At 67.6% G+C, this 24958-nt stretch carries 19 protein-coding genes; 11 read left to right on the forward strand and 8 right to left on the reverse strand.

Annotated features, from left to right (window positions below; all coding sequences use genetic code 11):
* Positions 1–123 precede the first annotated feature (123 nt).
* Positions 124–276, reverse strand: a complete 153-nt coding sequence (locus R1Z03_RS12620; RefSeq protein ID WP_317351287.1) for a hypothetical protein — start codon at positions 274–276, stop codon at positions 124–126.
* Here R1Z03_RS12620 and R1Z03_RS12625 point away from each other — a divergent pair.
* Together R1Z03_RS12625 and R1Z03_RS12630 are read left to right on the forward strand one after the other, a co-directional pair.
* Positions 275–1435: a murein transglycosylase A gene (locus R1Z03_RS12625; RefSeq protein ID WP_372588147.1), complete on the forward strand. Its 1161-nt coding sequence runs from the start codon at positions 275–277 to the stop codon at positions 1433–1435. The two genes, R1Z03_RS12620 and R1Z03_RS12625, sit on opposite strands and share 2 nt — an antisense overlap.
* 146 nt (positions 1436–1581) lie before the next feature.
* Positions 1582–2781 (forward strand): hypothetical protein, encoded by a 1200-nt coding sequence (locus tag R1Z03_RS12630; RefSeq protein WP_284430667.1) that lies wholly within the window; start codon positions 1582–1584, stop codon positions 2779–2781.
* A 16-nt stretch (positions 2782–2797) separates the two neighbouring features.
* Here the strand turns inward: R1Z03_RS12630 and R1Z03_RS12635 are convergent, their stop codons facing one another.
* The gene (locus R1Z03_RS12635) at positions 2798–3793 is read right to left on the reverse strand and encodes a hypothetical protein (RefSeq protein WP_317351289.1); all 996 of its coding nucleotides are present in this window, start codon (positions 3791–3793) and stop codon (positions 2798–2800) included.
* A 576-nt stretch (positions 3794–4369) separates the two neighbouring features.
* Between R1Z03_RS12635 and R1Z03_RS12640 the strand changes: the two genes are divergently transcribed.
* Positions 4370–5605, forward strand: coding sequence for a hypothetical protein (locus tag R1Z03_RS12640; RefSeq protein WP_317351291.1), 1236 nt, complete (start codon positions 4370–4372; stop codon positions 5603–5605).
* Positions 5606–5635: 30 nt separating this feature from the next.
* Here R1Z03_RS12640 and R1Z03_RS12645 read toward each other — a convergent pair whose 3' ends face one another.
* The 4 genes from R1Z03_RS12645 to R1Z03_RS12660 form a co-directional block, all read right to left on the reverse strand.
* Entirely contained in the window at positions 5636–6799 is a 1164-nt protein-coding gene (locus R1Z03_RS12645; protein WP_317351294.1) for a hypothetical protein, read from the reverse strand.
* A gap of 248 nt (positions 6800–7047) precedes the next feature.
* Positions 7048–8430, reverse strand: a complete 1383-nt coding sequence (locus R1Z03_RS12650; protein WP_317351297.1) for a hypothetical protein — start codon at positions 8428–8430, stop codon at positions 7048–7050.
* A 132-nt stretch (positions 8431–8562) separates the two neighbouring features.
* The gene (locus R1Z03_RS12655) at positions 8563–10284 is read right to left on the reverse strand and encodes an MFS transporter (protein WP_317351300.1); all 1722 of its coding nucleotides are present in this window, start codon (positions 10282–10284) and stop codon (positions 8563–8565) included.
* Between the two features lie 137 nt (positions 10285–10421).
* The gene (locus R1Z03_RS12660) at positions 10422–10922 is read right to left on the reverse strand and encodes an Lrp/AsnC family transcriptional regulator (RefSeq protein ID WP_284409690.1); all 501 of its coding nucleotides are present in this window, start codon (positions 10920–10922) and stop codon (positions 10422–10424) included.
* A 182-nt stretch (positions 10923–11104) separates the two neighbouring features.
* Here R1Z03_RS12660 and R1Z03_RS12665 point away from each other — a divergent pair, with 182 nt between their 5' ends.
* The 6 genes from R1Z03_RS12665 (at position 11105) to R1Z03_RS12690 (ending at position 20758) form a co-directional block, all read left to right on the forward strand.
* On the forward strand, positions 11105–11263 hold the full coding sequence (locus R1Z03_RS12665; protein WP_284406471.1) for a hypothetical protein: 159 nt from the start codon (positions 11105–11107) through the stop codon (positions 11261–11263).
* Positions 11260–14832, forward strand: coding sequence for an indolepyruvate ferredoxin oxidoreductase family protein (locus tag R1Z03_RS12670; RefSeq protein WP_317351308.1), 3573 nt, complete (start codon positions 11260–11262; stop codon positions 14830–14832). The genes R1Z03_RS12665 and R1Z03_RS12670 overlap by 4 nt, the downstream gene beginning before the upstream one ends.
* Positions 14833–15116: 284 nt before the next feature.
* Positions 15117–15452, forward strand: a complete 336-nt coding sequence (gene yajC / locus R1Z03_RS12675) for a preprotein translocase subunit YajC (protein WP_284400752.1) — start codon at positions 15117–15119, stop codon at positions 15450–15452.
* An 83-nt stretch (positions 15453–15535) separates the two neighbouring features.
* The gene (gene secD / locus R1Z03_RS12680; RefSeq protein WP_272566597.1) at positions 15536–17428 is read left to right on the forward strand and encodes a protein translocase subunit SecD; all 1893 of its coding nucleotides are present in this window, start codon (positions 15536–15538) and stop codon (positions 17426–17428) included.
* Positions 17429–17440: 12 nt separating this feature from the next.
* Entirely contained in the window at positions 17441–18394 is a 954-nt protein-coding gene (gene secF, locus R1Z03_RS12685; protein ID WP_272566599.1) for a protein translocase subunit SecF, read from the forward strand.
* Between the two features lie 36 nt (positions 18395–18430).
* A complete protein-coding gene (locus tag R1Z03_RS12690) occupies positions 18431–20758 on the forward strand; it encodes a DUF1631 family protein (RefSeq protein ID WP_317351313.1) in 2328 nt (775 codons plus the stop codon).
* 51 nt (positions 20759–20809) lie between these two features.
* On the opposite strand, the gene recX is transcribed toward R1Z03_RS12690, so the two are convergent.
* A complete protein-coding gene (gene recX, locus R1Z03_RS12695; RefSeq protein ID WP_317351316.1) occupies positions 20810–21274 on the reverse strand; it encodes a recombination regulator RecX in 465 nt (154 codons plus the stop codon).
* A 77-nt stretch (positions 21275–21351) separates the two neighbouring features.
* Entirely contained in the window at positions 21352–22443 is a 1092-nt protein-coding gene (gene recA / locus R1Z03_RS12700; protein ID WP_284400760.1) for a recombinase RecA, read from the reverse strand.
* Positions 22444–22583: 140 nt separating this feature from the next.
* Here recA and R1Z03_RS12705 point away from each other — a divergent pair, with 140 nt between their 5' ends.
* Positions 22584–23087 carry a MarR family winged helix-turn-helix transcriptional regulator gene (locus R1Z03_RS12705; protein WP_284430677.1) on the forward strand — a complete coding sequence of 168 codons (504 nt, stop codon included), beginning with the start codon at positions 22584–22586 and terminating at the stop codon, positions 23085–23087.
* 127 nt (positions 23088–23214) lie between these two features.
* Positions 23215–24861: a methyl-accepting chemotaxis protein gene (locus tag R1Z03_RS12710; RefSeq protein WP_317351321.1), complete on the forward strand. Its 1647-nt coding sequence runs from the start codon at positions 23215–23217 to the stop codon at positions 24859–24861.
* The last annotated feature ends 97 nt before the right edge of the window (positions 24862–24958 follow it).

Here is a 24958-nt window from a genome sequence, read left to right on the forward strand (position 1 = left end):
GCGGATGGTTTTTCTGGCCAGGTCCCACGGTGGATCGGAGAACCGCTGGTTCACTCATTTTCTGACTCCCCTTTTTGAATATTCTTGTTTTGCATTCCTGCCGCGCGCTGAGGCGGGTGGATGCTATTTTCTGGTGTCCGTGTCTTCTGGTTCCGAAGCCGGCGGTTGCGGCGCGGGCGGCGGCTCCCCCCCCTTGCGCCCCGAGAACATCGTCCACCACACAATGGCGACGAGAACGACCAGCGCCAGCAATGCTTCAAGCAAAATCAGCCCCATGAAATTCCGTCTCCTGCGCCTTGTGACAACGGCGCTGATTGTAGGAACCCTGGTGGCCTGCTCCACCACGCCCCTGCCGCCTTCCACGCCTTTGCCTCCCGGTGCCTCGCTGCCGGGCTTGCCGGGTGCCCCCCTGCCGCCCGAACCGCCCGGGCCGCTGCCGCCCCCGATGGCGCAGCCGAAAAGCCGCTGGATACCGGTGCATTGGGCGGAATTGCCCGGTTTTGCCGAAGATTCCCTGCACGAAGCCTGGAACGCCTGGATCAAGAACTGCGAGCGTCCCGCGCCGGCCTTCGCGCCGCTGTGCGGCGAGGTGCGCCGCCTGTCCATCGCCAGCGCCGACGAGCAGCGTGCCTGGATGGTGGCGCGGCTGCAGCCCTACCGCATCGAGGCCGCCGACGGCGCGGTGGACGGCATGCTCACCGGCTACTACGAGCCCTATCTGGACGCGGCGCGCCAGCCCGGCAACGGCTTCAACGTGCCGCTGTACCGGCTGCCCGCAGGGTACGGCGCGCGCAAGCCCTGGTACACACGCCAGCAGATCGACACGCTGCCCGAAGCGCAGGCGGCGCTGGCCGGCCGGGTCATCGCGTGGGTGCGCGATCCGGTCGAGGCGCTGGTGGTGCACATCCAGGGCTCGGGCCGGCTGCGGGTGCAGGAGGCCGATGGATCGGTGACGCTGCTGCGCGTGGCGTTCGCCGGCACCAACGACCAGCCCTACCAGAGCGTGGGCCGGTGGCTGCTCGACCAGGGCCTGGTGCGCGATGCGACCTGGCCCGGCATCCGCGCCTGGACGCTGCAGAACCCGCAGCGCGTGCAGGAGATGCTGTGGGCCAATCCGCGCTATGTGTTCTTCCGCGAGGAGCCGCTCAACGCCATGGATGCCGGCTTCGGGCCCAAGGGCGCGCAGGGCGTGGCCCTCACGCCCGGCCGCTCGATCGCGGTGGACCGCCAGAGCATTCCCTACGGCACGCCGGTGTGGCTGGCCTCCACCGGCCCGCAGGTGCAGTTGCAGCGCCTGGTGATGGCGCAGGACACGGGCTCGGCCATCGTGGGCGCGGTGCGGGCCGATTACTTCGCGGGCTGGGGCCCGGAGGCGGGCGAACTGGCGGGGCGGCTCAAGCAGGGCCTGCGGCTCTGGGCGCTGTGGCCGCGCTGACACCCGCGCGTTCACGACGTTTCAGCACGTTTCAGCCGGCTTCCCTGCGGCCGGCCGGGAAGGCCCTCCACAATGGGACGTGACAGTCCCTTCGTGGCCTGGCCAGGATGGTGGCCTCACCTCACTCAACTCCCAAGGAGAACCGCATGACCGCTGACCGATGGCTGCGCACTGCCGCGCATGGCACCCTTCCTTTGCTGGCCGCCCTGCTGGGCGCCTGTGCGCCCCTGGGCACGACGCACGCCCAGGCTCCTGCGGGGCCGGACCTGCGCGCCGACACCGCGGCCCGCTTCCTGGCCTTCGCCCCGGCCAGGAACCCGGAACCCGCGATGGCCGACGCCCCCGCGCTGGCCTTCGGCGTGCGGGTGCCCGGCACGTCCGCCGCGGCGCCGTTCACCATGACGATGGACACCGGCTCGACCGGCGTCGTCGTCTCGGCCACCGACCTGCCCGGTTTTTCCGCGCAGGAGGCCGAGTCGGGCGTGAAGGGGTGGGAGTTCCTGTCCAGCAGCAAGCGGCTGTGGATCGGCCGCTGGGTGCCACGGGAACTGGTCTTTCGCGATCCTGCCGGGGGCGAGGTGGTGGCGCGCGTGCCCGTGCTGGCGGTGCAGGAGGAGATCATCTGCCCCGGCTGGAGCGAAAAGGCCAACGTGCCCACCTGCGAAAAGCCCGAGAAGACCACCGCCCAGCCGCGCGGCATCGCCTACATGGGCGTGGGCTTCGGGCGCGAGCACGACGGCCAGCCGCAAGGTACGCCGGACAAGAACCCGCTGCTGAACATCGTCTCCATCGACGGCCAGCCCGTGGCGCCCGGCAGCATGCGCAGCGGTTTCATCGTGACGGCCAAGGGCGTGCACGTGGGCCTCACGCGCGCCAACACCGCGGGCTTTTCGTACGTGAAGCTCCAGGGCCGAAGCCTGAACGCCGCGGGCCAGCCGGCCTCCAGCGACCCGCGCGACTGGCCCCAGGCGAGCATGGCCGTGTCGGTCAACGGCGCGGCCTCGCAGACGGGCGCGGTGCTGGTCGATACCGGCATTGCCCAGATGTACCTCACGGTGTCCAACCCGTCGGCATTGCCGACCACGGCCATTCCCAACCCGAGCCGCAAGGGCGCCATGGCCACGGGGCTGGTGGCCGGCACGTCGGTGCAGGTGTCGTTCCCCGACGATGCCGCGCCCGTGGCGCAGTACACCTTCCAGGTGGGAACGCCCCAGGCCCCCACGGCGGTGATCGTCACCCGGCCCTCGGCGCAGGCGTTCGTCAACACCGGCCGGCACCTGCTGCGCCAGCATGACGTGCTGTTCGATGCCGATGGCGGCTGGTTCGGGCTGCGCCGCAGCCAGTAACGTGGCGATGCCGGGTTCAAGCCTGGCGCGGACCGGTGCCAGTGGCGGCACGCTGCATGTCGAATCGCAGCGGAAAGTCGGTCAGTTGGTGGCCCGATGCATCCCGGACCTCGTAACGGACGTTGGGATTGCCGCTGAATGGCACATCCCAGCGGTCGCCAGCGTACTTAACACCGTCCCTGATGACATCATCGGGAGCGCGGAGCCTCTGGGCTTTGAACTGCTCCACGATCGGCAATCGATTGTCGATCAGGGCTTGTTGCCGCAGTGCCTCGATGTCCAGCGCTGCGGCCTGCGTGCCCGCAGGCTTGGTGTGGGCGACGCCACCACCTGACGCACCCAGCAACTTGCGGTGCATGGGAAGTGCGTCCCGCACGAGGGTGGGTGAGGCAAAGGTCGCCCATGGGTCCACGACGATATCCTGCTCGGATTTCTGCCCCCGGATCACGACGAACACGTGATTTCCCTTCGGCCTCCCATCCACGATGTCGATTCTGGCGTTCTTGAGGGCGGGATTCTGCGAAAGCAGTTGATAGGTCAGACCGGCGTGTTCATCACAGTTGCCACTTTGATATTGAATGGCGTTGGTCGCACGGATGGTGGGATTTTTGGTATTGGAATGCGAGAGGGTCGACCGCAGGACGCTGTCTCCAGCAGTGGCCGCGATGTCTTTGATCTGGTTGCCGGCACCGTCGGGCATCAGCGCTTTGACCAGGTCGATGGCCTCCCGTGCTGCGGCCAGGTGCGCGGCAGTTTCAGGCGATATCGACCGCAGTTGGTGCTTCATATCGGGCATCTGCGTTTTGACGCCAGGATGCGTCGTGGACAGCGCATTGGCTTGGCTCAACTGGTCTGGTGACAGCTCAATGAATTGGTCGGAGCGCAACAGTCCCGGGAGCAGTTCCTTTGCTGGAACCAGGACGGTGTTCTGGGCATCATCGAACGTGATGTAGGTATCGAGCCGATGAGGTTCTGATGAAAGAGGCGACGCGTTATCGACTTGCTTGAGCAACGGGGTCGCGCTGTCAAGCAGCCGTCTCCTGGCGGCTTTCGCCTCGGAGATGGCTGTCGAGCCATGTTCTGGGCTCAGGCTCTGGCACTTTGCTGGATGAACCCCACCCCATGAATCCCCGCATGGTGCCGAGCATGGAGGAGTGCGACGACGAAGGCGGCCTGGACGGTAGGTTGTCGCTGCGGGGCCGGATGCCGCCACCGGAACTGGGATGGCGCGGGCTCCCGCCTGCCAGGGCGTGGGGTGCATTCCCGCTGGACGACGCGCCGCGCTGCGACGTCTTGGGTGGGGCCTCTTCCTGCGCAGTCGCGCCTCGGGGGCTCTTGGCGTGGGAAAGGTGGTTGAGCTTCATGGATCTCTTCCCTTGGCGATCCTGCCACCCACCGTCAGGCGGCAGTTTGCCAGTGAGGCCAGGATAAAGCGGGCGCCAGAACGCGAAGCGGTGCCCACCGAAGCATTGCAAGGGCGTGCGAACCGATTCGCCCGGGCTTGCAGTGGCCTGCGGGGTGCGGCACGGCCCGAAGGATCGTGTAGCCTGCTCTTCCCATCAAAACTCTCGCCAGGCAAGGAGATCCCATGCCCATTCCGCTTCGCGCAGCGATCGCCTGCGCCGCCGCGCTGCTCGCCTGCGGTGCCGTACCCGCGCAGACGACGCCGTTGCCCGCCACCGCAGCGGCCACCGCCGGCCCCTCGCTGCGCCCGGGCACCGAATCGCGCTTCATTCGCCTGCATTCCCCGCCGGGAGAGGGCTGGTCTTCCCCCATGACGGATGCGCCGCGGCTGCGGTTCGAAGTCCGCATGCCGACGGACACCGGCGTGCTCGCGCCCCCCCGGCCCTTCATCGTCACCCTGGACACGGGCTCCACCGGCGTGGTGATTTCCGCGGTCGATCTGCCTGGCTATTCGCGCAACGAGGAAGCGCGCCAGGCCAACGAAGGCTGGGAATACCGCTCCAGCAGCCGGCAGCTGTTGATCGGCCACTGGGTGGTGCGCGACGTCGTGCTCAACAGCGGCTGGAACGAAGTGATTGCCCGGGTGCCCGTGCTCGCGGTCGAAAAGGAAATCATCTGCCCGCGCTGGGACGAGAAGGCCAACCGGCCCGACTGCGAAAATCCCACGGACACCACGGAAAGCCCGGGCGGCATCGCCTACATGGGCGTGGGCTTCGGGCGCGAGCACGATGGCCAGCCGCAGGGCACGCCCGACAAGAATCCGCTGATCAACATCGCCGAGATCGACGGCAGCCCCGTCGCCCGGGGCGCGGTGCACGGGGGCTACATCGTGACCAAGCACGCGATTTACGTAGGCCTCACGCCCGACCAGGCCAAGGGCTTTCGGTTCATGAAGCTGCAACCCGGCAGCCTGCTCGCGAGTGGCCAACCGGCCTCCAGCGATCCCCGTGACTGGCAGCAGGCCACCGTGGCCGTCTCGGTGGACGGCGGCGCGCCCGAAACCGGTCCCGTGCTGGTGGACACCGGCATCGCGCAGATGTACCTCACGGCCGCCGACCCGTCGGCCCTGCCCACGGCGCAGATCGCCGATCCCACCCGCCGGGGCCGGCCGGTGACGGGCTTGAAAAACGGCACGCGGGTGCAGGTGATGTTCCCCGACGCGCAGGCGCCCGTGGCGCAGTACGATTTCCGAGTGGGGGATGCGGACGCGCCCCAGTCCGTGTTCGTGAACGCGCCGGGCCGCTTCAACTTCGTGGGCCGCCCCGCCTTCATGAACACCGGGCGCTACCTGTTGAAGCAGTTCGACCTGCTCTACGACGCCGAGGGCGGATGGTTCGGCCTGCGGCCCTCGCGGCGGTGAGCGCCTGGAGGGCGCGCGAGCGTTGCGTCCTCAGCGCTCCAGCGGTTGGCGCAGTCCGGTGCGCTGCATGTCGAATCGCAGCGGAAAATCAGTCAGCTGTTGGCCGGATTCATCCTGGACCTCGTAGCGGACGTTGGGGTTGCCGCTGAACGGCACATCCCAGAGGCTTTTGCCATGGCCCAGATAAATGGCGAGCCCCAATTCGCGATCAAAGCCCATCGCATGAAGGTACTGCTCGGAGAGCGGCGGATTTTCTTCGACCGTTCCTTGTTCCCTCAGTGCTTCATCGATATCCAGCGTTGGTGGTGAAACGGTGCCGGCGGGCTTCGTATGCCTGATGCCCTCCTGCCCTGCGTTGAGCAGGTCCCGGTGCATGGGAAGTGCGTCGACGACGAATGTCGGCGTGGCGAAGGGGGCCCAGGGGTCGACCACGATGTCCTGCTCGGGCGTCTGACCGCGGATCACGGCGAATACGTGATCGTGTCCCCCACCGGCACCATCGTGAACCATGTCGATCCTTGAGTTCTGGAGATCCGGGTTCTGTGAAAGAAGCTGAAAAGCCAGGCTTGCCTGGGCATTGCAGTTGCCGGCCTGGTACTTGATGGCGGCGCTCGCGCAGGTTGCGGGATCGCCCTTCCCCCGATATGCCATCGTTGAGCGAAAGCAGCTTTCTGCCCCTGTGGCAGCGATGTCCTTGATCTGATTGCCCGCGCCTGCGGGAAGAAGCGCCTTGACCAGATCGATCGCCTCCCGAGCCAATGCCAGATGGGTGGCCGCTGCGGGTGATATCACGCGCAATCGGGGCTCCATGTCGGGCATCAGGGGGGTGACGCCAGGGTGCGTTGTGGAAAGCACATTGGCTTGTGTCAGCCGTTGCGATGACAGCTCGATGAATCGATCGGCGCGCAAGAGTCCGGGGTGCAGTTCCTTCGCGGGAACCACAACGGTGTGCTGGGCCGGGCCCTCCCCGGTGATGTAGGTATCGAGCGGGCAAGGCGTTTCTGGACATCGGAGCGTGCCGTGGACCTGCTGCAGCCCGGTTGCGCTGTCGAGCAGGCGGCTTCTGGCGGCCTTTGCCTCGGAGGCACTGCTGTCGAGCCATGCACCGGGCTCGGGCGGTGGCGCGATGCCGGATGAGCCCGTTTCCACCGGGCCGGGCACGCGCGACGGCGATTGGGTGGGGGAAATGGGCATTCCGCTGTCGCTGCGCGGGCGGATGCCGGCGCCGGGATTTGAAAGGCGTGAGACCCGGGCTGCCAGGCCCTGGGGTGCATGCCCGGCGGACGGTGCACTGCGCCGTGTTGCAGCGGCTGGGGGCTCTTTTTGGGCCGTCGGGGTTCTTCGGCCATCGGCGCCGGTGAGAGGGCTTGGCTTCATGGATATCTTTGCTTGGCAGTTCGTCTGGCGGATCAAAGCCACTGAATGGAGCTTTGCAACGGCGGTCATCGCGTTCGCGCTGGCGTCTCACTGCCGGACTCCCGTTCCGCCGGTGCCCGCTGCATATCGAACCGGATCGGAAAATCAGTGAGCGCACGCCCGGAGGGATCTCTGACTTCATACCGGACGTTGGGATTGCCGCTGAAAGGCACATCCCAGAGATTCTCTTTTTCGATCAGAACTTGTGTGATCGCAGCGTCAGGTTCATGGTGGGCATGAAGCCGAAACGCCTCGGAAAGCGACGAGTGTTTTTCGATCGCACTTTGCCATTGGCTGTGCCGTTTCAGCGCCTGTTCGATGTCCATTGCGGGTGCAACGGTGCCAGCGGGTTTGGAGACCCTGATCTTTCCGCGCTCAGCGTCCAGCAGGGTCCGGTGCATGGGAAGCGCGTCTTGAACGAACGTTGGCGATGCAAAGGGGGCCCAGGCGTCCACGACGATGTCCTCCTCGGGCCTATCTCCTCGAATCACGGCGAACACGTGCGCGACGTTTTGACTGACCTCGACGATATCGATCTGGTAATCCTTGAACGCAGGATTCTGTGCAAGCAGGTGGAAGGCCAGGCTCGCATGGCCGTCGCAGTCGCCCCCCTGGAATTGGATGATGGAGTGCGCAAGATCTGCGACGCCGCGATGGTATTTAAACGACAGGCGGGAGCGAAGATGGCTTTCCCCTGCCGTTGCCAGCAAATCCTTGACCTGATTGCCGGCTCCGCTGGGAACAAGGGCTTTGACGAGATCGATCACTTCCCGTGCCGATGCCAGGCTGGCCGCTACGGCCGGCGAGATCACATGCAATCGCGGTTGCATGTCCGGCATCTGTGTGTCGATGCCAGGATGCGTGGTGGACAGGGCGTTGGCTCGGTCCAGTTGCCCGGGTGAAAGTTCGATGATCTTGTCGGAGCGCAAGAGCCCCGGGATCAACGCCTTGGCGGGAGCCAGAATGGCGTTTTGTGCCTGGCCGTCGGCGGTCAGGTACGTGTCAAGCTGGTAAGGCTGCGCAGCCAGGGGTGACGCGATGTGGAAAAGCTTGAGCAATGGGATCGCGCCGTCAAGCAGGCGTCTTCTTGCGGCGCTCGCTTCGGTGGCATTGGCGTTCAGCCAGGCTTTTGGGTCGGCCTCGATCGCGATCGGGTTGCGGGACGCACGGGCTGTCATCGCGCCGAGCACCGGGGATCGCGATGCAACCGGCGGCATCGGCAATGGATTGCTGCTGCGTGGGCGGATGTCTGCCCCGGCGTTTGAAAGGCGTGGCCCCCCACCTGCCAGGCCTTGAGGCGCATGCGTGGAAGAAGACACAACGCGCCGCGCGCCACCGGGTGCGCGCATGCTTTCCTGCCCGCCTGTGGTTCTGCGATGGTCGGCACGGCTCAGTGTGCTCGACTTCATGGACGACTCCTTTATGGATCTACCTGAGCAGGCCCGAGGCGACCGTTTCAGCGTGGACCGAGGATAGGGAGCGCTTGCGTCGGCAACGGCTTGCGTGCCGAAGCCCTTTCACGGTGTGCGAACCGATCCGCGTCAGCGCTCGAGCTCGACCAGGTAGCGCGACACCACCGGCGGCGCCTCGCCCGTGTGGAAGGCCAGCTTGCGGTCGCGCAGCGCCACGTCGGAGCCGGTGACGCGGTCGAAGCGGCGCAGGTGCTCGGTCCACGATTCGTCCACGATGCGCTCCACATAGCGCGAGGGGTCGGCGATGTCGTGCTGCAGCTGCCAGTCGAGCGCGCCCTGGCGCAGGCGGCTGCGGCGGCTTTCCTGCATCAGCGCCCGGAATTCGGCCGCCCGCGCGGGGTCGATGTGGTATTCGATGGTGACCACCACATGGCCGCGTTCGGGCGTGGTGGGTGCCACCGGCAGCTTGAAGGCGGTCGAGGGGCTCAGGTCTTCCTCCATGGTGCGGTCCACCACCCAGCGCTGCACCAGGGCCATGGCGGCGGTGCCGGTGAGCGCGGCCAGCGCCAGGCTCATGTGGACGGTGGTGAGCGAGGCCACCTGGCCCCACAGCGCCGCGCCCGCCGCGGTGGCGCCCATGATGGCCATCTGGTAGATCGACATGCCGCGCGCACGCACCCAGTTGGGCAGCGCGAGCTGGGCCGACACGCTGAGCGAGTTGGCCGTGGTGATCCACGCCATGCCGCCCAGCACCATGGCGGGCACGGCCACATACACGTTGGGCGCGATGGCGATCACGGCCGTGGAGGCGGCCTGCAGCAGCGCCCCGCGCGACACCAGCGTATCGCGCGACATGGCCTGGCGCAGGCGCGGCAGGAACAGCGCCGCTGCGATGGCCCCGGCGCCCATGGAGGCCAGCAGCAGGGTGAAGGTGCCGGCGCCGCCGCCTTCCAGGTCGCGGGCCACCAGGGGCAGCAGCGCCAGCAGCGCGGTGGCGTGCAAAAAGAAAACCGAGATGCGCCACAGCACGGCGCGCATGCGGGGCGACTCGCGCACGAACTGCACGCCCACGCGCATGGCGCTCGTGAGCCGCTCGCGCCCCAGCGGGCTGGGCACGTGCGTGCGGCGCCAGCGCATGATGGTAAAGCCCGCCACCACCGACAGCAGCGCGTTGAGCACGAACACCCAGGCGCTGCCCACGCTGGCGATGATGGCGCCGGCCAGCAGCGGGCCGATGATGCGCGAGGCGTTCATGGCCACGCCGTTGAGCGCCAGGGCCGCCGGCAGCTGCTGGCGGCTGACCAGCTCCGGCACGATGGCGGCGAACACCGGCCAGCGCATCGCCAGGCCAATGCCGTTGGCGAAGGTCAGGGCGAGCAGCAGCGGCGCCGTCATGCCGCCCATCAGGATGGCCACGCACAGCACCAGCGCCACCACGGCCACCCAGAACTGCGTGGCGATGAAGTAGCGCCGCCGGTCCAGGATGTCGGCCAGCGCGCCGCTGGGCAGGCCCAGCAGGAACACGGGCAGGGTGGAGGCCGTCTGTACCAGCGCCACCAGCACAGGCGAGGTGGTGAGCGTGGTCATGAGCCACGCGGCCGCCACGTCGTTCATCCACATGCAGGTGTTGGCGGCCAGCCAGGTGAGCCAGAGCATGCGGAACACGGGCACCTGCAGCGGCGCGAACGGCGAGAGGCTGGCGCGCCGGGCGGCGTCCTGGTCCAGCTGCGCGGCGGCCGCGGCCTCGGCGGTGTGCGCCTGGCCTGCGGCGGCGGTGGCCGGGGGGCTGTCGTCCAGGGGCGGGAACGGGGTGGGGCGGGGCGGGCTCTCGTGGGGCGGCAAAGGGGGCATAGATGGTCTCGATTGTGCGCAGTGCGGGCGGGGCGTGCCGGGCGGGGCGCCGACGTCCCGGATGGCGGCGCGGAAAAGCGAGCCGACGGGCTTGAAGCCGAAAAGGCCTCCAGCGCAATCGGTACTAGGGCGTTGCGCTATTGTTTTTGTAGCTTATTGCCGGTGGGGCCGAGGTGCGCCAGCGGCAGGGCGCCGCTGGCCTTGACCTCGCCCAGCGAGAAGCTGGTGTGCATGTCCTTCACGTTCGGCAGGTTCAGCAGCACGTTGCGGGCGAAGTGCGAGAAGCTGTCCAGGTCGCGCGCCACCACCTGCAGCTCGAACGTTCCCGTGCCGCTGATGTAGTGGCAGGCCACCACCTCGGGGATCTGGGCGATGGCGGCCTCCATCTCGCGCGTGAGGCCCCCGGTGCTGCGGTCGGCGTCCAGCCGCACGAAGGCCAGCACGCCCAGCCCGATCTTGTGGCGGTCGATCTCGGCGTGGTAGCCCTTGATGAAGCCCGACTCCTCCAGAGCGCGCACGCGGCGCCAGCACGGCGCGGCCGACAGGCCCACCCGCTGGGCCAGCTCGGCATTGGTCAGCCGGGCATCGGCCTGCAGCTCGCCGAGGATCGCCAGGTCGAATTTGTCCAAAGTATTCATCCCTGGATTATTTTGCGAAAGATCCTTTCTAGAACGAGGGTAAACACGGCATGAAAACGAAAGGACATATCCGGCCGTCCTGCCTACACTGCCCTGACAAGGCGGTGCGTCCGAGCCCAGGGCACCCCGCTGAAACCGCGCTCACGAGGCGACGGCCAACGACCCCACTGGAGATTCCCCCGATGAACGCCCCCCTGCCCGAGCCCATTCGCCGCGCCATTGAAACGGTCATGCTGGATGACAACCCGCACTGCGGGTTGCGCCACAAGTACGTGGGGGGCGGCGCAGCCGCACGCTGCGGATTGGGCATCGAGCGTGCTGGCGAAGGAGCCGTGCTATGAACGCCCCCCTGCCCGAGCACATCCGCCGCGCCATTGAAACGGTCACGCTCGATGACAAATACGCCTTGCCGGAGGGCCGTGCCTTCATGAGCGGCGTGCAGGCCCTGGTGCGCCTGCCCATGCTGCAGCGCCAGCGCGATGCGATCGCGGGCCTGAACACCGCGGGCTTCATCAGCGGCTACCGCGGCAGCCCGCTGGGCACCTACGACCAGGCGCTGTGGTCGGCCAAGAAGCACCTGGCCAAGAACCACATCGTGTTCCAGCCCGGCGTGAACGAAGAGCTGGGCGCCACCGCCGTGTGGGGCACGCAGCAGCTCGACCTGTACCCCACGACGAAGAAATACGACGGCGTGTTCGGCATCTGGTACGGCAAGGGCCCGGGCGTGGACCGGTGCTCGGACGTGTTCAAGCACGCCAACATGGCCGGCACCTCCAGGCACGGCGGCGTGATCGCCATCGCGGGCGACGACCACATCAGCAAGAGCAGCACCGCGCCCCACCAGAGCGACCACATCTTCAAGGCCTGCGGCCTGCCGGTGTTCTTCCCGAGCAGCGTGCAGGACATCCTGGACATGGGCCTGCACGCCTTCGCCATGAGCCGCTTTTCGGGCGTGTGGTCGGGCATGAAGACCATCCAAGAGGTGGTGGAGTCCTCCAGCAGCATCTCGGTGGACCCGGACCGGGTGAAGATCGTCCTGCCCGAGGACTTCGCCATGCCGCCCGGCGGCCTGCACATCCGCTGGCCTGACGCGCCGCTGGAGCAGGAGGCGCGCCTCATGGACTACAAGTGGTATGCGGCGCTGGCGTACATCCGCGCCAACAAGCTGAACTACAACGTGATCCAGGGCCCGCAGGACCGCTTCGGCATCATCGCGAGCGGCAAGGCGTACAACGACACGCGCCAGGCGCTCATCGACCTGGGGCTGGAGGACGACGTCTGCCGCCATCTGGGCATCCGGCTGCACAAGGTGAACGTGGTGTGGCCGCTGGAGGCCACCATCACCCGCGACTTCGCCCAGGGGCTGCAGGAGATCCTGGTGGTGGAGGAAAAGCGCCAGGTCATCGAATACCAGATCAAGGAAGAGCTCTACAACTGGCGCGCCGACGTGCGCCCCAACGTGCTGGGCAAGTTCGACGAGGTGGAGGGCGACAACTCCGGTGGCGAGTGGAGCATGCCCAACCCGAGCCAGAACTGGCTGCTGCGCCCCAAGGCCGACCTCACGCCCGCCATCATCGCGCGCGCCATCGCCAAGCGCCTCAAAAAGCTGGGCGTGCCGGCCGACATCGTGGCCCGCATGGACGCGCGCCTGTCGGTGATCGATGCGCGCGAGCGCGGCCTGGCCGAATCCAAGGTGGACACGGGCGACCGCACGCCGTGGTTCTGCAGCGGCTGCCCGCACAACACCAGCACCCGCGTGCCCGAAGGCTCGCGCGCGGTGGCCGGCATCGGCTGCCACTACATGGTCAACTGGATGCCCGACCGCAACACGTCCACCTTCACGCAGATGGGCGGCGAGGGCGTGACCTGGGTGGGCCAGCAGCCCTTCACCACGGAAAAGCACGTGTTCGCCAACCTGGGCGATGGCACCTACTTCCACAGCGGGCTGCTGGCCATCCGCCAGAGCATCGCGGCGGGCACCAACATCACCTACAAGGTGCTCTACAACGACGCCGTCGCCATGACGGGCGGCCAGCAGGTGGGCGAGCGGCCCGAGGGGCACTCGGTGCTGCAGATCATGGCCAGCCTGAAGGCCGAGGGCATCGCCCGGCTGGTGATCGTGACCGACGAGCCGGGCAAGTACGACGGCGTGGCGCTGGCCGAGGGCGTGACGGTGCACCACCGCGACGAGCTGGACCGGATCCAGCGCGAGTTCCGCGAGATCCCCGGCTGCACGGCCATCATCTACGACCAGACCTGCGCGACCGAAAAGCGCCGCCGCAGGAAGCGCGGCACCCTCGCCACGCCCAACAAGACCGTGGTCATCAACGAGCTGGTGTGCGAGGGCTGCGGCGACTGCTCGGTGCAATCGAACTGCCTGTCGGTGGAGCCGCTGGAGACCGAGTTCGGCCGCAAGCGCCGCATCAACCAGAGCACCTGCAACAAGGACTACTCGTGCGTGAAGGGCTTTTGCCCGAGCTTCGTCACCGTCGAGGGCGGCACGCTGAAAAAACCCAAGAAGGAAAAGAAGGGCGACCTCTCCGCGCTGCCCCCCATTCCCGAGCCGGTGCTGCCCGTGGCCGAGAGCGCCTGGGGCATCGTCGTGGCCGGCGTGGGCGGCACGGGCGTGATCACCATCGGCTCGCTGCTGGGCATGGCGGCGCACCTGGAAGGCAAGGGCGTCATCACGCAGGACGCGGCGGGCCTGGCGCAAAAGGGCGGTGCGACCTGGAGCCACATCCAGATCGCCAACCGGCCGGACGCCATCTACACCACGAAGGTGGACACGGCCAAGGCCGACCTCATCATCGGCTGCGACTCCATCGTCGCCTCGCACAAGACCACCATGGCCGCGATGCAGCCGGGCCGCACCTTCGTGGCGCTCAACACCCACGGCTCGCCCACCGCGTCGTTCGTGCACAACCCCGACTGGCAGTTTCCGGGCACCGATTGCGACACGGCCATCGCCTCCGCCGTGGGCGAGGACCTGCTGGCCAGCTTCGATGCCGAGGAAGTCGCCATGCAGATGCTGGGCGACAGCATCTACACCAACCCCCTGATGCTGGGCTACACCTGGCAAAAGGGCCGCGTGCCGCTGTCGCATGCCGCGCTCATGCGCGCCATGGAGTTGAACGGCGTGCAGGTGGACAACAACAAGGCCGCCTTCGAATGGGGCCGCCGCTGCGCGCACGACCTGGCCGCCGTGCAGGCCCTGTTCAAGGCCGCGCAGGTGATCCAGTTCGTCAAGAAGCCGGGCCTGGCGGAAGTGGTGGCCAAGCGCGAGCAGTTCCTCACCGGCTACCAGAACGCGGCCTATGCGGCCGAGTACAAGGCCTTCGTGGAGAAGGTGCAGGCCGCCGAGGCGCGCACGGGCGGCAAGGGCACGCGCCTGTCCGAGGCCGTGGCCCGCTACCTGTTCAAGCTCATGGCGTACAAGGACGAGTACGAGGTCGCGCGCCTGCACACCGACGCGGCGTTCACCGCCAAGATCGAGGGCATGTTCGAAGGCGACTACAAGCTCGTGCACCACCTGGCGCCCCCGCTGACCGCGAAGAAGAACGACAAGGGCGAACTGCTCAAGCAGCCGTTCGGCCCGTGGATGCGCAAGGCCTTCGGCGTGCTCGCCAGGCTCAAGGGCCTGCGCGGCACGGCGCTCGATCCGTTCGGCCGCACCGAGGAGCGCCGCACCGAGCGCGCCCTGATCGCCGAGTACCGCGCCTGCATCGACGAGCTGCTGGCCGGCCTGACCGCCGACAACCTGCCGCTGGCCGCCGACATCGCCCGCATTCCCGAGGACATCCGGGGCTACGGCCACGTGAAGGAGCGCCACCTGAAGGCCGCCCGCGCCAAGTGGGCGGTGCTGATGAACCAGTGGCGCCACCCGCAGGAGGCGCTGCGCCAGACGGCCTGAAGCGCCGAAAGCGCCTTTTCCCGGCACGCGAGAGGAAATAGTGTGCTATTGAAAATATAGCAATATGCCCTAGTGGTTATTGTGCTGAGCGGTGTTTTCATGCCCCATCGAAGGCCGGCCCTTGGGCCGGCCTTGCCACGCCAAGACCCCCGCGGACGCGGGTTTTGGCATGGGCTTTGCCAGGGGGCGCCGCATACAATCGCCTGTTGCCCTCCCGGCTGGCGCCGCGTCGCGCCGTGGGCGGGTGTCTGAAACGACCATCCATTTGAATGGAGCCTGTTGCCGTGTTTATCTCTTCCGCTTTCGCCCAGACCGCCCCTGCCGCCGCCGCCGGTGGCAGCGACATCATGTCCTCCCTGACGGGCATGCTCCCGCTGGTGCTGATGTTCGTGGTCCTGTACTTCGTCATGATCCGCCCCCAGATGAAGCGCCAGAAAGAGCATCGCAACATGATCGAGGCCATCGCCAAGGGCGATGAGGTGGCCACCGCCGGCGGCATCGTCGGCCGGGTCACGCGCCTGTCCGAAGGCTTCCTGCACATCGAGATCGCCTCCGGCGTGGAAGTGCAGATCCAGCGCAGCGCCGTGGCGCAGGTCCTGCCCAAGGGCACGGTCAAGTAAGTCCAAGCGATGGCGCGAGCCGTTCCGATCTGGCGGCCGGCCCTGCGGGCCTGCGCCGCGACCTGAGAGTTAAGAGCGCGATCATGAACCGTTACCCGGTCTGGAAGTACGCGATCCTCGTGATCGCGCTGCTGGTGGGGGCCCTGTACACCCTGCCCAATTTCTTTGGCGAGGCCCCTGCCGTGCAGGTGTCGTCGGCCAAGGCGACGCTGAAGGTCGATGCCGCCGTGCAGCGCCGCGTCGAAGAGGCCCTGAAGGCCGCGGGCGTCGTGCCCGATGCCGTGAGCTTCGATGGCAATTCGGTGCGCGCGCGCTTCGACTCGCCTGACAGCCAGCTCAAGGCCAAGGACGCGATCCAGAAGGCCCTGGTGCCCGATCCGGCCGACCCGCCGTACATCGTCGCGCTGAACCTCGTCTCGCGCTCCCCCGACTGGCTCAGCGCGCTGCATGCGCGCCCCATGTACCTGGGGCTGGACCTGCGCGGCGGCGTGCACTTCATGCTGCAGGTGGACATGCAGGCGGCCCTCACCAAGAAGGCCGAATCGCTCGCCGGCGACCTGCGCACCACGCTGCGCGACAAGAACATCCGCCACGGCGGCATCAGCCGCGACGGCCAGGCGGTGGACATCCGCCTGCGCGACGAGGCGACCGCCACGGCCACGCGCAACGTGATCACCGACCAGTTCCCCGACCTGGTGGCCACCAGCAGCCCCGACGGCCAGGGCGTGCGCGTGCGCGCCACCATCAAGCCCGAGGCGCTGCGCAAGGTGCAGGACCAGGCGCTCAAGCAGAACATGACCACGCTGCACAACCGGATCAACGAACTCGGCGTGGCCGAGCCCGTGATCCAGCAGCAGGGCCTGGACCGCATCGTGGTGCAGCTGCCCGGCGTGCAGGACACCGCCAAGGCCAAGGACATCCTGGGCCGCACGGCCACGCTGGAAGTGCGCATGGTCGACGAAAGCGCCGAGGCGCGCTCGGCCGAGCTGGGCTCCGGCCCCGTGCCCTTCGGCGACGAAAAGTACCTGGACCGCAACGGCCAGTCCATCATCGTCAAGAAGCAGGTCATCCTCACGGGCGAGAACCTCACCGACGCGCAGCCCGGCTTCGACGGCCAGACGCAGGAGCCCACGGTCAACCTCACGCTCGACGCCAAGGGCGCCCGCATCTTCAAGGACATCACCCGCGAGAACGTGGGCAAGCGCATGGCCATCGTCCTGTTCGAAAAGGGCAAGGGCGAAGTGGTCACGGCCCCCGTGATCCGCAGCGAGATCAGTGGCGGCCGGGTGCAGATCTCCGGGCGCATGACCACGGCCGAGGCCAACGACACCTCGCTGCTGCTGCGCGCCGGCTCGCTGGCCGCGCCCATGGACATCATCGAGGAGTACACCATCGGCCCGAGCCTGGGCGCCGACAACATCGAGCGCGGCATCCACAGCGTGGTGTGGGGCTTCGTGGCGATCTCGGTCTTCATGTGCATCTACTACGCGCTGTTCGGCGTGATCTCGTCCATCGCGCTGTCGGTGAACGTGCTGATGCTGCTGGCCATCCTGTCGATGCTGCAGGCCACCCTGACCCTGCCCGGCATCGCCGCCATGGCGCTGGCGCTGGGCGTGGCCATCGACTCCAACGTGCTGATCAACGAGCGCATCCGCGAGGAACTGCGCGCCGGCGTGTCGCCGCAGGCGGCCATCCACGCGGGCTACGAGCGCGCCTGGGCGACGATTCTCGACTCGAACGTGACCACGCTGATCGCAGGTCTCGCGCTGCTGGCCTTCGGCTCCGGCCCGGTGCGCGGCTTCGCCGTGGTGCACTGCATCGGCATCCTGACCAGCATGTTCTCGGCCGTGTTCTTCTCGCGCGGCCTGGTCAACCTCTGGTATGGCCGCAAGAAGAAGCTCAAGAGCGTGTCCATCGGACAGGTGTGGAAGCCCGAACCCGACAGCACCACGTCCGCCGTGGTCAAGTCCAACTGAAGGAGAGGGACCATGGAATTCTTCCGCATCCGAAAAGACATCCCGTTCATGAAGTACGCGTTGGTTCTCAACGCGATCTCCTTCATCACTTTCGCGCTGGCCGTGTTCTTCCTGATCACGCGGGGCCTGCACCTGTCGGTGGAGTTCACCGGCGGCACGGTCATGGAAGTGGCCTACACCCAGAGCGCCGACATCGGCAAGGTCCGCAGCACCGTGTCCGGGCTGGGCTATTCCGACGTGACCGTGCAGAACTTCGGCACCGCGCGCGACGTGATGATCCGCCTGCCGGTGCAAAAGGGCGTGACCTCGGCGCAGCAAAGCGAGCAGGTCCTGGGCGCCCTCAAGGCGGCCGACCCCGACGTCACGCTGCGCCGCACCGAGTTCGTGGGCCCGCAGGTGGGCGAGGAACTGGTGCACGGCGGCCTCATGGCGCTGGGCATGGTGGTGATCGGCATCGTGATCTACCTGGCATTCCGCTTCGAGTGGAAGTTCGGCGTGGCGGCGGTGATCGCCAACCTGCACGACGTGGTGATCATCCTGGGCTTCTTCGCGTTCTTCCAGTGGGAGTTCTCGCTGGCGGTGCTGGCGGGGGTGCTGGCCGTGCTGGGCTACTCGGTGAACGAGTCGGTCGTGATCTTCGACCGGATCCGCGAGGCCTTCCGCAAGTACCGCAAGATGAGCACGCACGAGGTCATCGACCACGCGATCACCAGCACCATGAGCCGCACGATCATCACCCATGCCTCCACGGAGGCCGTGGTGCTGTCGATGTTCTTCTTCGGCGGCCCCAGCCTGCACTACTTCGCGCTGGCGCTGACCATCGGGATTCTGTTCGGCATCTATTCATCGGTGTTCGTGGCGGCCGCCATCGCCATGTGGCTGGGCGTCAAGCGCGAAGACCTGGTGAAGGCGCCGCCCAAGAAGGACGGCGACCCGAACGATCCGAACGCCGGCGCAGCGGTCTGACCGCGACGCCCCGGGGCGCCCCATAATCGACGGCGTATGGAAGAACTCCGCCCTCCCACCGCGCCCCGGCGCCTGGCCCGCCTGGCCCGGCAGCGGTTCGTGGAGGGCCTGGTGGCGGGGCTGCCCGGCCTCGACAACGAACTGCAGGATTTCCTGACCCAGCTCATGGGCCTGACGGCCACGCAGCGCGAGATGCAGACGCGCCGCGACCTGTGGATGCGCTACCAGCAGCGCCACCAGGCCTGGGTCAGCGGCTGCGCCCGCGCCCTGTCAGAGGCCCTGCTGCCGCTGGTCAGCACCAGCCGGGGGGCGCTGCCCGCCGGGGGCGGGTTCGAGCTGCTCAGCGACGACGTCGTCGAGAACCAGATCATCGCCTCGCGCATGGCGCTCACGGTGATGGAGCACACGGGCAACGCCTTCGACACCCTGCGGCAGTTCATTCAGCACCTGGAAGGCCAGGAACTGGACGGCCGCGACATCCTGCGCCCCGAAACGGTCTGCCTGCTGTTCGTCGACCAGTGGGTCGAGGCGGGGATGGAGCGGGGCGACCTGCAGACCGCCATCGATCCCCTGCAGCGCCAGCTGGGCGACCTGGTCTTGCGCCAGTACCAGTCCGTCAACGCGTTCTGCACCGAGCAGGGCGTGAAGCCCGACAACGACCTGCGCTCCAAGGTGCGCCGCACGGCGGGGGGCTCGTCCTCCCCCGCGGGCCTGGCGTCGCAGGCCCTGCAGCAATCGGCCCAGGCCTTCGCCCGGGAATCCGCCCAGGCGAGCATGCACGGCATGCCGTCCCAGGGCGGCGTGCCGCCAGGGCGCATGGGCGCGCAGGGAACGGCCTTCGGTGCCGGCATGCAGGCGTTCATGACGCCGCTGGCACGCGCGCGCCAGCGTGCGCAGGGCGTGATGGGCCAGTTGCGCCGCCTGCTGGTACAGCCTGCCACGGGCTTTGACATGGTGAACGCACCACCGGCCTCCGCCGCGCTGGCGCAGGCCCTGTCGGCCCACCGGGCGCAGGCACAGACGTACTACAGCGGCGTGGCCACGCTGGTCGAGGACTACAGCCCGGCCGCCGTGGTGCAACTGGTGGGCGCGGTGCGCGAGCGCTCGACCGAACTGAAGGCCAAGGCCTCCACCCCCGGCGAAAAAGCCATCATCGAGGTGGTGGCGCTGATGTTCCAGAGCATCCTGAGCGAAGACCGCATTCCGCCGGCCGTGCGCGTGTGGTTCGCGCGGCTGCAGGTGCCGGTGCTGCGCGTGGCGCTGGCCGAGCCCGAATTCTTCAGCGACGTCGCCCACCCGGCACGCCGCCTGATCGACCGCCTGGGCGGCGTGGTGATGGGGTTCGACGCCACCGCCATCAACGGCAGCGCGCTGGAAGGCGAGATCCGACGCGTGGTGCAGGTGATCGAGCAGTACCCCGAAACCGGGCAGCGCGTCTTCCAGCTCGTCTATGACGAATTCGAGAAATTCCTGGCCAAGTTCCTCACCGCCAAGCAGGCCACCTCCAAGCTCGTCAGCGTGGCGCAGCAGGTCGAGCAGCGCGAGACGCTGGCCATCCAGTACACGATCGAGCTGCGCACCATGCTGCGGGACATGCCGGTGCGCGAGGAGATCCGCGATTTTCTCTTCAAGACCTGGGCCGAGGTGCTGGCCATGTCGGCGGTGCGCGACGGCGCGCAGCACCCGGACACCGTGGCACTCAAGCGCACGGCGGCCGATCTGGTCTGGGCCGCCAGCGCCAAGCCCCACCGGGCGGACCGCGCCAAGGTCATCCAGAGCCTGCCGCCGCTGCTGCAGCACCTGCGCCAGGGCCTGGCGCTGCTCGGCGTGAACGGGCCGGAGCAGGATGCGCAGGTGAAGGTGCTGACCGACACGCTGGCCGATGCCTTCCTGTCCAAGACGGCGTCCATCCCGCAGGCGCACATCGATGCCATGGCGCGTCGCCTGGCCAATCTGGAGGACTACATCAGCGATGCGACGCTGGGCGAAATGCCGCTCAACGCCGACAACATCGAGCTGATGCTGGGCATCGATGCCTCGTCCATCCACGTGATCGCCGACAACGGCGCGCCCGTGGAGCCGGGCATGGTGGCCTGGGCGCAGGAGCTGCAGCCCGGGGCCTGGTTCACGCTGGACCACAACGGCGCGTCGGCGCAGGTGCAGTACGTGTGGCAAAGCCAGCGCAAGCAGCTGCACCTGTTCGCCGCGCCCGATGGCAGCAGCTACCTGCTGCAGCTCAAGCGCCTGGGCGCCTACCTGCAGTCCGGCCTGCTGGTGGCGCAGGAAGAGGAAGCGCTCACGATGCGGGCCACGCGCGACGCGCTGGCCAAGATCGACGCCAACCCGGAACGGTTGCTGGACTGAGCCAGCCGGCCTCGCGGGCCCAGGATCGGCGCGGGCCCGGAATCAGCGCCATCAATCGCCGTCGTCGTCCCCGCTGCCGTCGCCCCGCACCACGCGGCGCACGATGTCGCCGGCAAAGCCCCGTGCGGCCATGAAGCGCATCTGGCGCGCGCGCTCCTGCGGCGTCTCGCCCGGGGTGCCGAAGCGCTGGCGCCACACGGCCTGTGCGCGCTCCAGCTCGGTGGCGCGTAGGCGCTCCGCGGTGGCGCGCACCAGGGCGTCGTCCAGTCCCTTGCCACGCAGCTCCTGCACCAGGCGCTGCGTGCCCAGGCGGGCGGCGCGGCGGTTCACCACCGAATCGGCCACGCGCTGCGCGCTGATGAAATCCTTGGCCTGCAGGTCGTCGAGCACGGCGTTCAGGTCGTCGCCTTCCTGCACGTGGCGGGCCAGCTTGGTGGCCAGTTCGGCGCGGGAGTGTTCGCGCTGTGCCAGCAGGCGCAGCGCCCGGCCCTTGAGCGAAAGCGTCGCAAATCCCATGGTGCTATGACAGTAGAAGCGTCCAGCGCCTGTCAATCAAGCGCTGGAGCCGGGCATGGCCTGCAATCGGCCAAGGCTTACTTCTCGGCCGCTTCCTTGGCCGGGGCGGCGGCGGGGGCTTCCAGGCTGGCGGGCAGCAGGGCGATGCCCAGGCTCTCGCGCACCTTGTTCTCGATCTCGCGGGCGAGGTCGGCGTTCTCGCGCAGGAACTCCCGCGAGTTGTCGCGGCCCTGGCCGATCTTCTCGCCGTTGTAGGCGTACCAGGCGCCGCTCTTTTCGATGATCTTCGCGTTCACGCCCATGTCGATGATCTCGCCCTCGCGGCTGATGCCCTCGCCGAACAGGATGTCGAACTCGGCCGTTTTGAACGGCGGGCTGACCTTGTTCTTCACGACCTTGACCTTGGTCTCGTTGCCCACGGCCTCGTCGCCCTTCTTGATCGTGCCGGTGCGGCGGATGTCCAAACGCACCGAGGCGTAGAACTTGAGCGCGTTGCCGCCCGTGGTGGTTTCGGGGCTGCCGAACATCACGCCGATCTTCATGCGGATCTGGTTGATGAAGATGACCATGCAGTTGGTCTTCTTGATGGTGGCGGTGAGCTTGCGCAGCGCCTGGCTCATCAGGCGGGCCTGCAGGCCGGGCAGCGCATCGCCCATTTCGCCTTCGATTTCGGCCTTGGGGGTGAGCGCGGCGACCGAGTCGATCACGATCAGGTCCACGGCGCCCGAACGCACGAGGCTGTCCACGATCTCCAGGGCCTGCTCGCCGGTGTCGGGCTGGCTGATCAGCAGATCGGACAGCTGCACGCCGAGCTTCTGGGCGTATTGCACGTCGAGCGCGTGCTCGGCATCGACGAAGGCGCACTGGCCGCCCTGCTTTTGCATCTCGGCGATCACCTGCAGCGTGAGCGTCGTCTTGCCGGACGATTCCGGGCCGTAGATCTCGACCACTCGGCCGCGGGGCAGGCCGCCCACGCCCAGCGCGATATCCAGGCCCAGCGAGCCGGTGGAGACGACCTGGATGTCCTCGATCACCTCGCCTTCGCCCAGGCGCATGATCGTGCCCTTGCCGAACTGCTTTTCGATCTGGGCCAGCGCGGCCTGTAGGGCCTTGGCCTTTTCGGTGTTGACGGGCTGGGCGGGGTGGGTCCCCTTGACGGCGAAGTCCATGGAAAGTCCTTGAAAAACAATGGGTTGGGGTGTGTCTGTCCGGCTGTGGGTAGTCACAGGCTGGATGCTTGAACAGTAGTTTATGCGAGCCGTCTCGGCGCGTAAACGGTGTTTTAAGTCAGTTTCCCTGACAATGTGCCATGGCCGAAACCCCACCTTCTCCCCCCCTCGACGATGGCTGGCGCCAGACCCACCTGGGCCGCCTGCTCGGGCATGCCATGCGCCGGTTCGATGCGCGGGTGCTCGAACTCATGGCCCACAACGTGGAAGTGCCGCTGGCGCTTTCCAACCTCGCCGCGCGCGATCAGGTGAGTGCGGCGCACGTCCACATCACGCGCCACCTTTCGCTGGATGGCGACCGGCTGACCGATCTGGCGCAGCGGGCCGGCATGACGAAGCAGTCGATGGCCGATCTGGTGGACCAGTGCGTCGCCTGGGGCCTGGTGGTGCGGGAACCCGACCCGCGCGATGCCCGGGCGCGCCGCGTCTGCTTCACTGCCGCGGGCTTGGCGTGGCTGCAGGCGTTCCGCGACGCGGTGGCGCAGGCGGAAGCGGAATTCCGCATGGAGGTGGGCGACGAGGTCGCCACGGTGGTGGCGATCGGACTGGAAGCGTATGCGGAAGGCGACGGTCTGTCAGGTTGAAAACTGCAAAAATGATACAAATGACATCGCATTTTTGCCATTTTTTGCGCTGCGGATTCCGATTTAAGCCTCTTCTAAGGTATCTAAAAGTTAATCGAGATACCAAACGCAATAGATGGTACTTATCATGAACCTGCACAACCTCCGCATTGGCGCCAAACTGGCGCTCGCCTTCAGCGTTACCACGCTGATCACCGTCGCCCTGGCCTGGATGGCCTGGGGCCAGATGCTGCGCATCAACGCCAGCGCCGAAGACCTGGCCACGAACTGGCTGCCCAGCATCGAGGCCATCGGCAACGTGCGCATCGCCGCCAACCGCCTGCGGCGCACCGAGAGCGAGGCCTTCCTGCCGACCGACCAGAGCAACCTGAACAAGCTCAAGGAAGAGCTCAAGGTGCGACGCCAGCAACTGGCGGAGGCCGAGGCCGTATATGCGCCGCTGGTCAATCCGGGGGAAGAGCGCAAGGGCTACGAGGCCTACCAGGCCCAGCGCGACCAGTACCTCGCGGTGCAGCGCCGCATGCTGGACCAGCCACTGCAGGCGCACGATGAAACGCTGCGGATCTTCTTCACCGATTCGGAAAAGGGCTTCGATGCCATGGCGTCCACGCTGGGCGAGCTGGCCCGCGTGAACCGCCGAGGCGGCGACGCCGCGCACGACGATGCGGTGGCCACGTTCCACCGTGCGCAGACCACGCTGCTGGCCCTGCTGATCGCTGCGGTGGCGATCGCCTCGGTGCTGGCCTGGTGGATCACGCGGCACATCACGCGGCCGCTGGCCTCGGCCGTCGAAGTGGCGCGGGGCGTGGCCGCCGGCGACCTGACGATGGACATCGCCGTGCACGGCAAGGACGAGTCCGCACAGCTGATGCAGGCCCTGAGCGACATGCGCGCCAGCCTGGCGAGCGTGGTCGGTGCCGTCCATGGCAGCGCCGAAGGCGTGGCCGCGGCCAGCTCGCAGATCGAGCAGGGCAACCAGGACCTGTCGGCCCGCACCGAACAGCAGGCCTCGGCCCTGGAAGAAACCGCCGCGTCCATGGAGGAGTTGAGCTCCACCGTGCGCCAGAACGCCGACGGCGCCCAGAAGGCCAGCCAGCTGGCGGCGGATGCGTCCACGGTGGCGCAGCGCAGCGGCGACGCGGTGGAGGTGATGGTGGAGACGATGAAGAGCATCGACGCCGCCTCCCAGCGCATCGCCGACATCATCGGCGTGGTGGACGGCATCGCGTTCCAGACCAACATCCTGGCGCTCAATGCGGCGGTGGAAGCCGCCCGCGCCGGCGAACAGGGCCGCGGCTTTGCAGTCGTGGCCTCCGAGGTGCGCACGCTGGCCCAGCGCAGCGCCGATGCGGCCAAGGAGATCAAGGGCCTGATCGCCACGAGCGTGGAGCGCGTCGGCGAGGGCTCGGCGCAGGCCAACCGTGCGGGCGACACGATGAAGGAAGTGGTGCAGTCCATCCAGCGGGTGGCCACCATCGTGGCGGAGATGAGCATCGCCACGCGTGAGCAGAGCGAAGGCATCGGCCAGGTGGGCGAGGCCGTGGCGCAGATGGACCAGGTCACGCAGCAGAACGCCGCGCTGGTCGAGGAAAGCGCGGCGGCGGCATCGAGCCTGAAGTCGCAGGCCGAGCAGCTGGTCGATGCGGTGTCGGTCTTCAAGATCGACGGGGCGCATACGGCGGGCGCGTCTTCGGCCGCGGCCCGCGCGCGGCCCGTGCCGCAGCCGGCCGGGCGCCTCGCCGCCCACGGCCGCACGCTGCCCCTGCCGGCATAGCACCACCTGAGCGGGGAGGGCGCGGCGCGGGATTTCCCCCACGCGCTCCCCCCGCCGCCTGGCGGAACGGGCCTCTAGAATCGGTCTCCAACGCAGC

Source organism: Acidovorax sp. BLS4, assembly GCF_032929295.1.
Taxonomy (GTDB): domain Bacteria; phylum Pseudomonadota; class Gammaproteobacteria; order Burkholderiales; family Burkholderiaceae_C; genus Paracidovorax.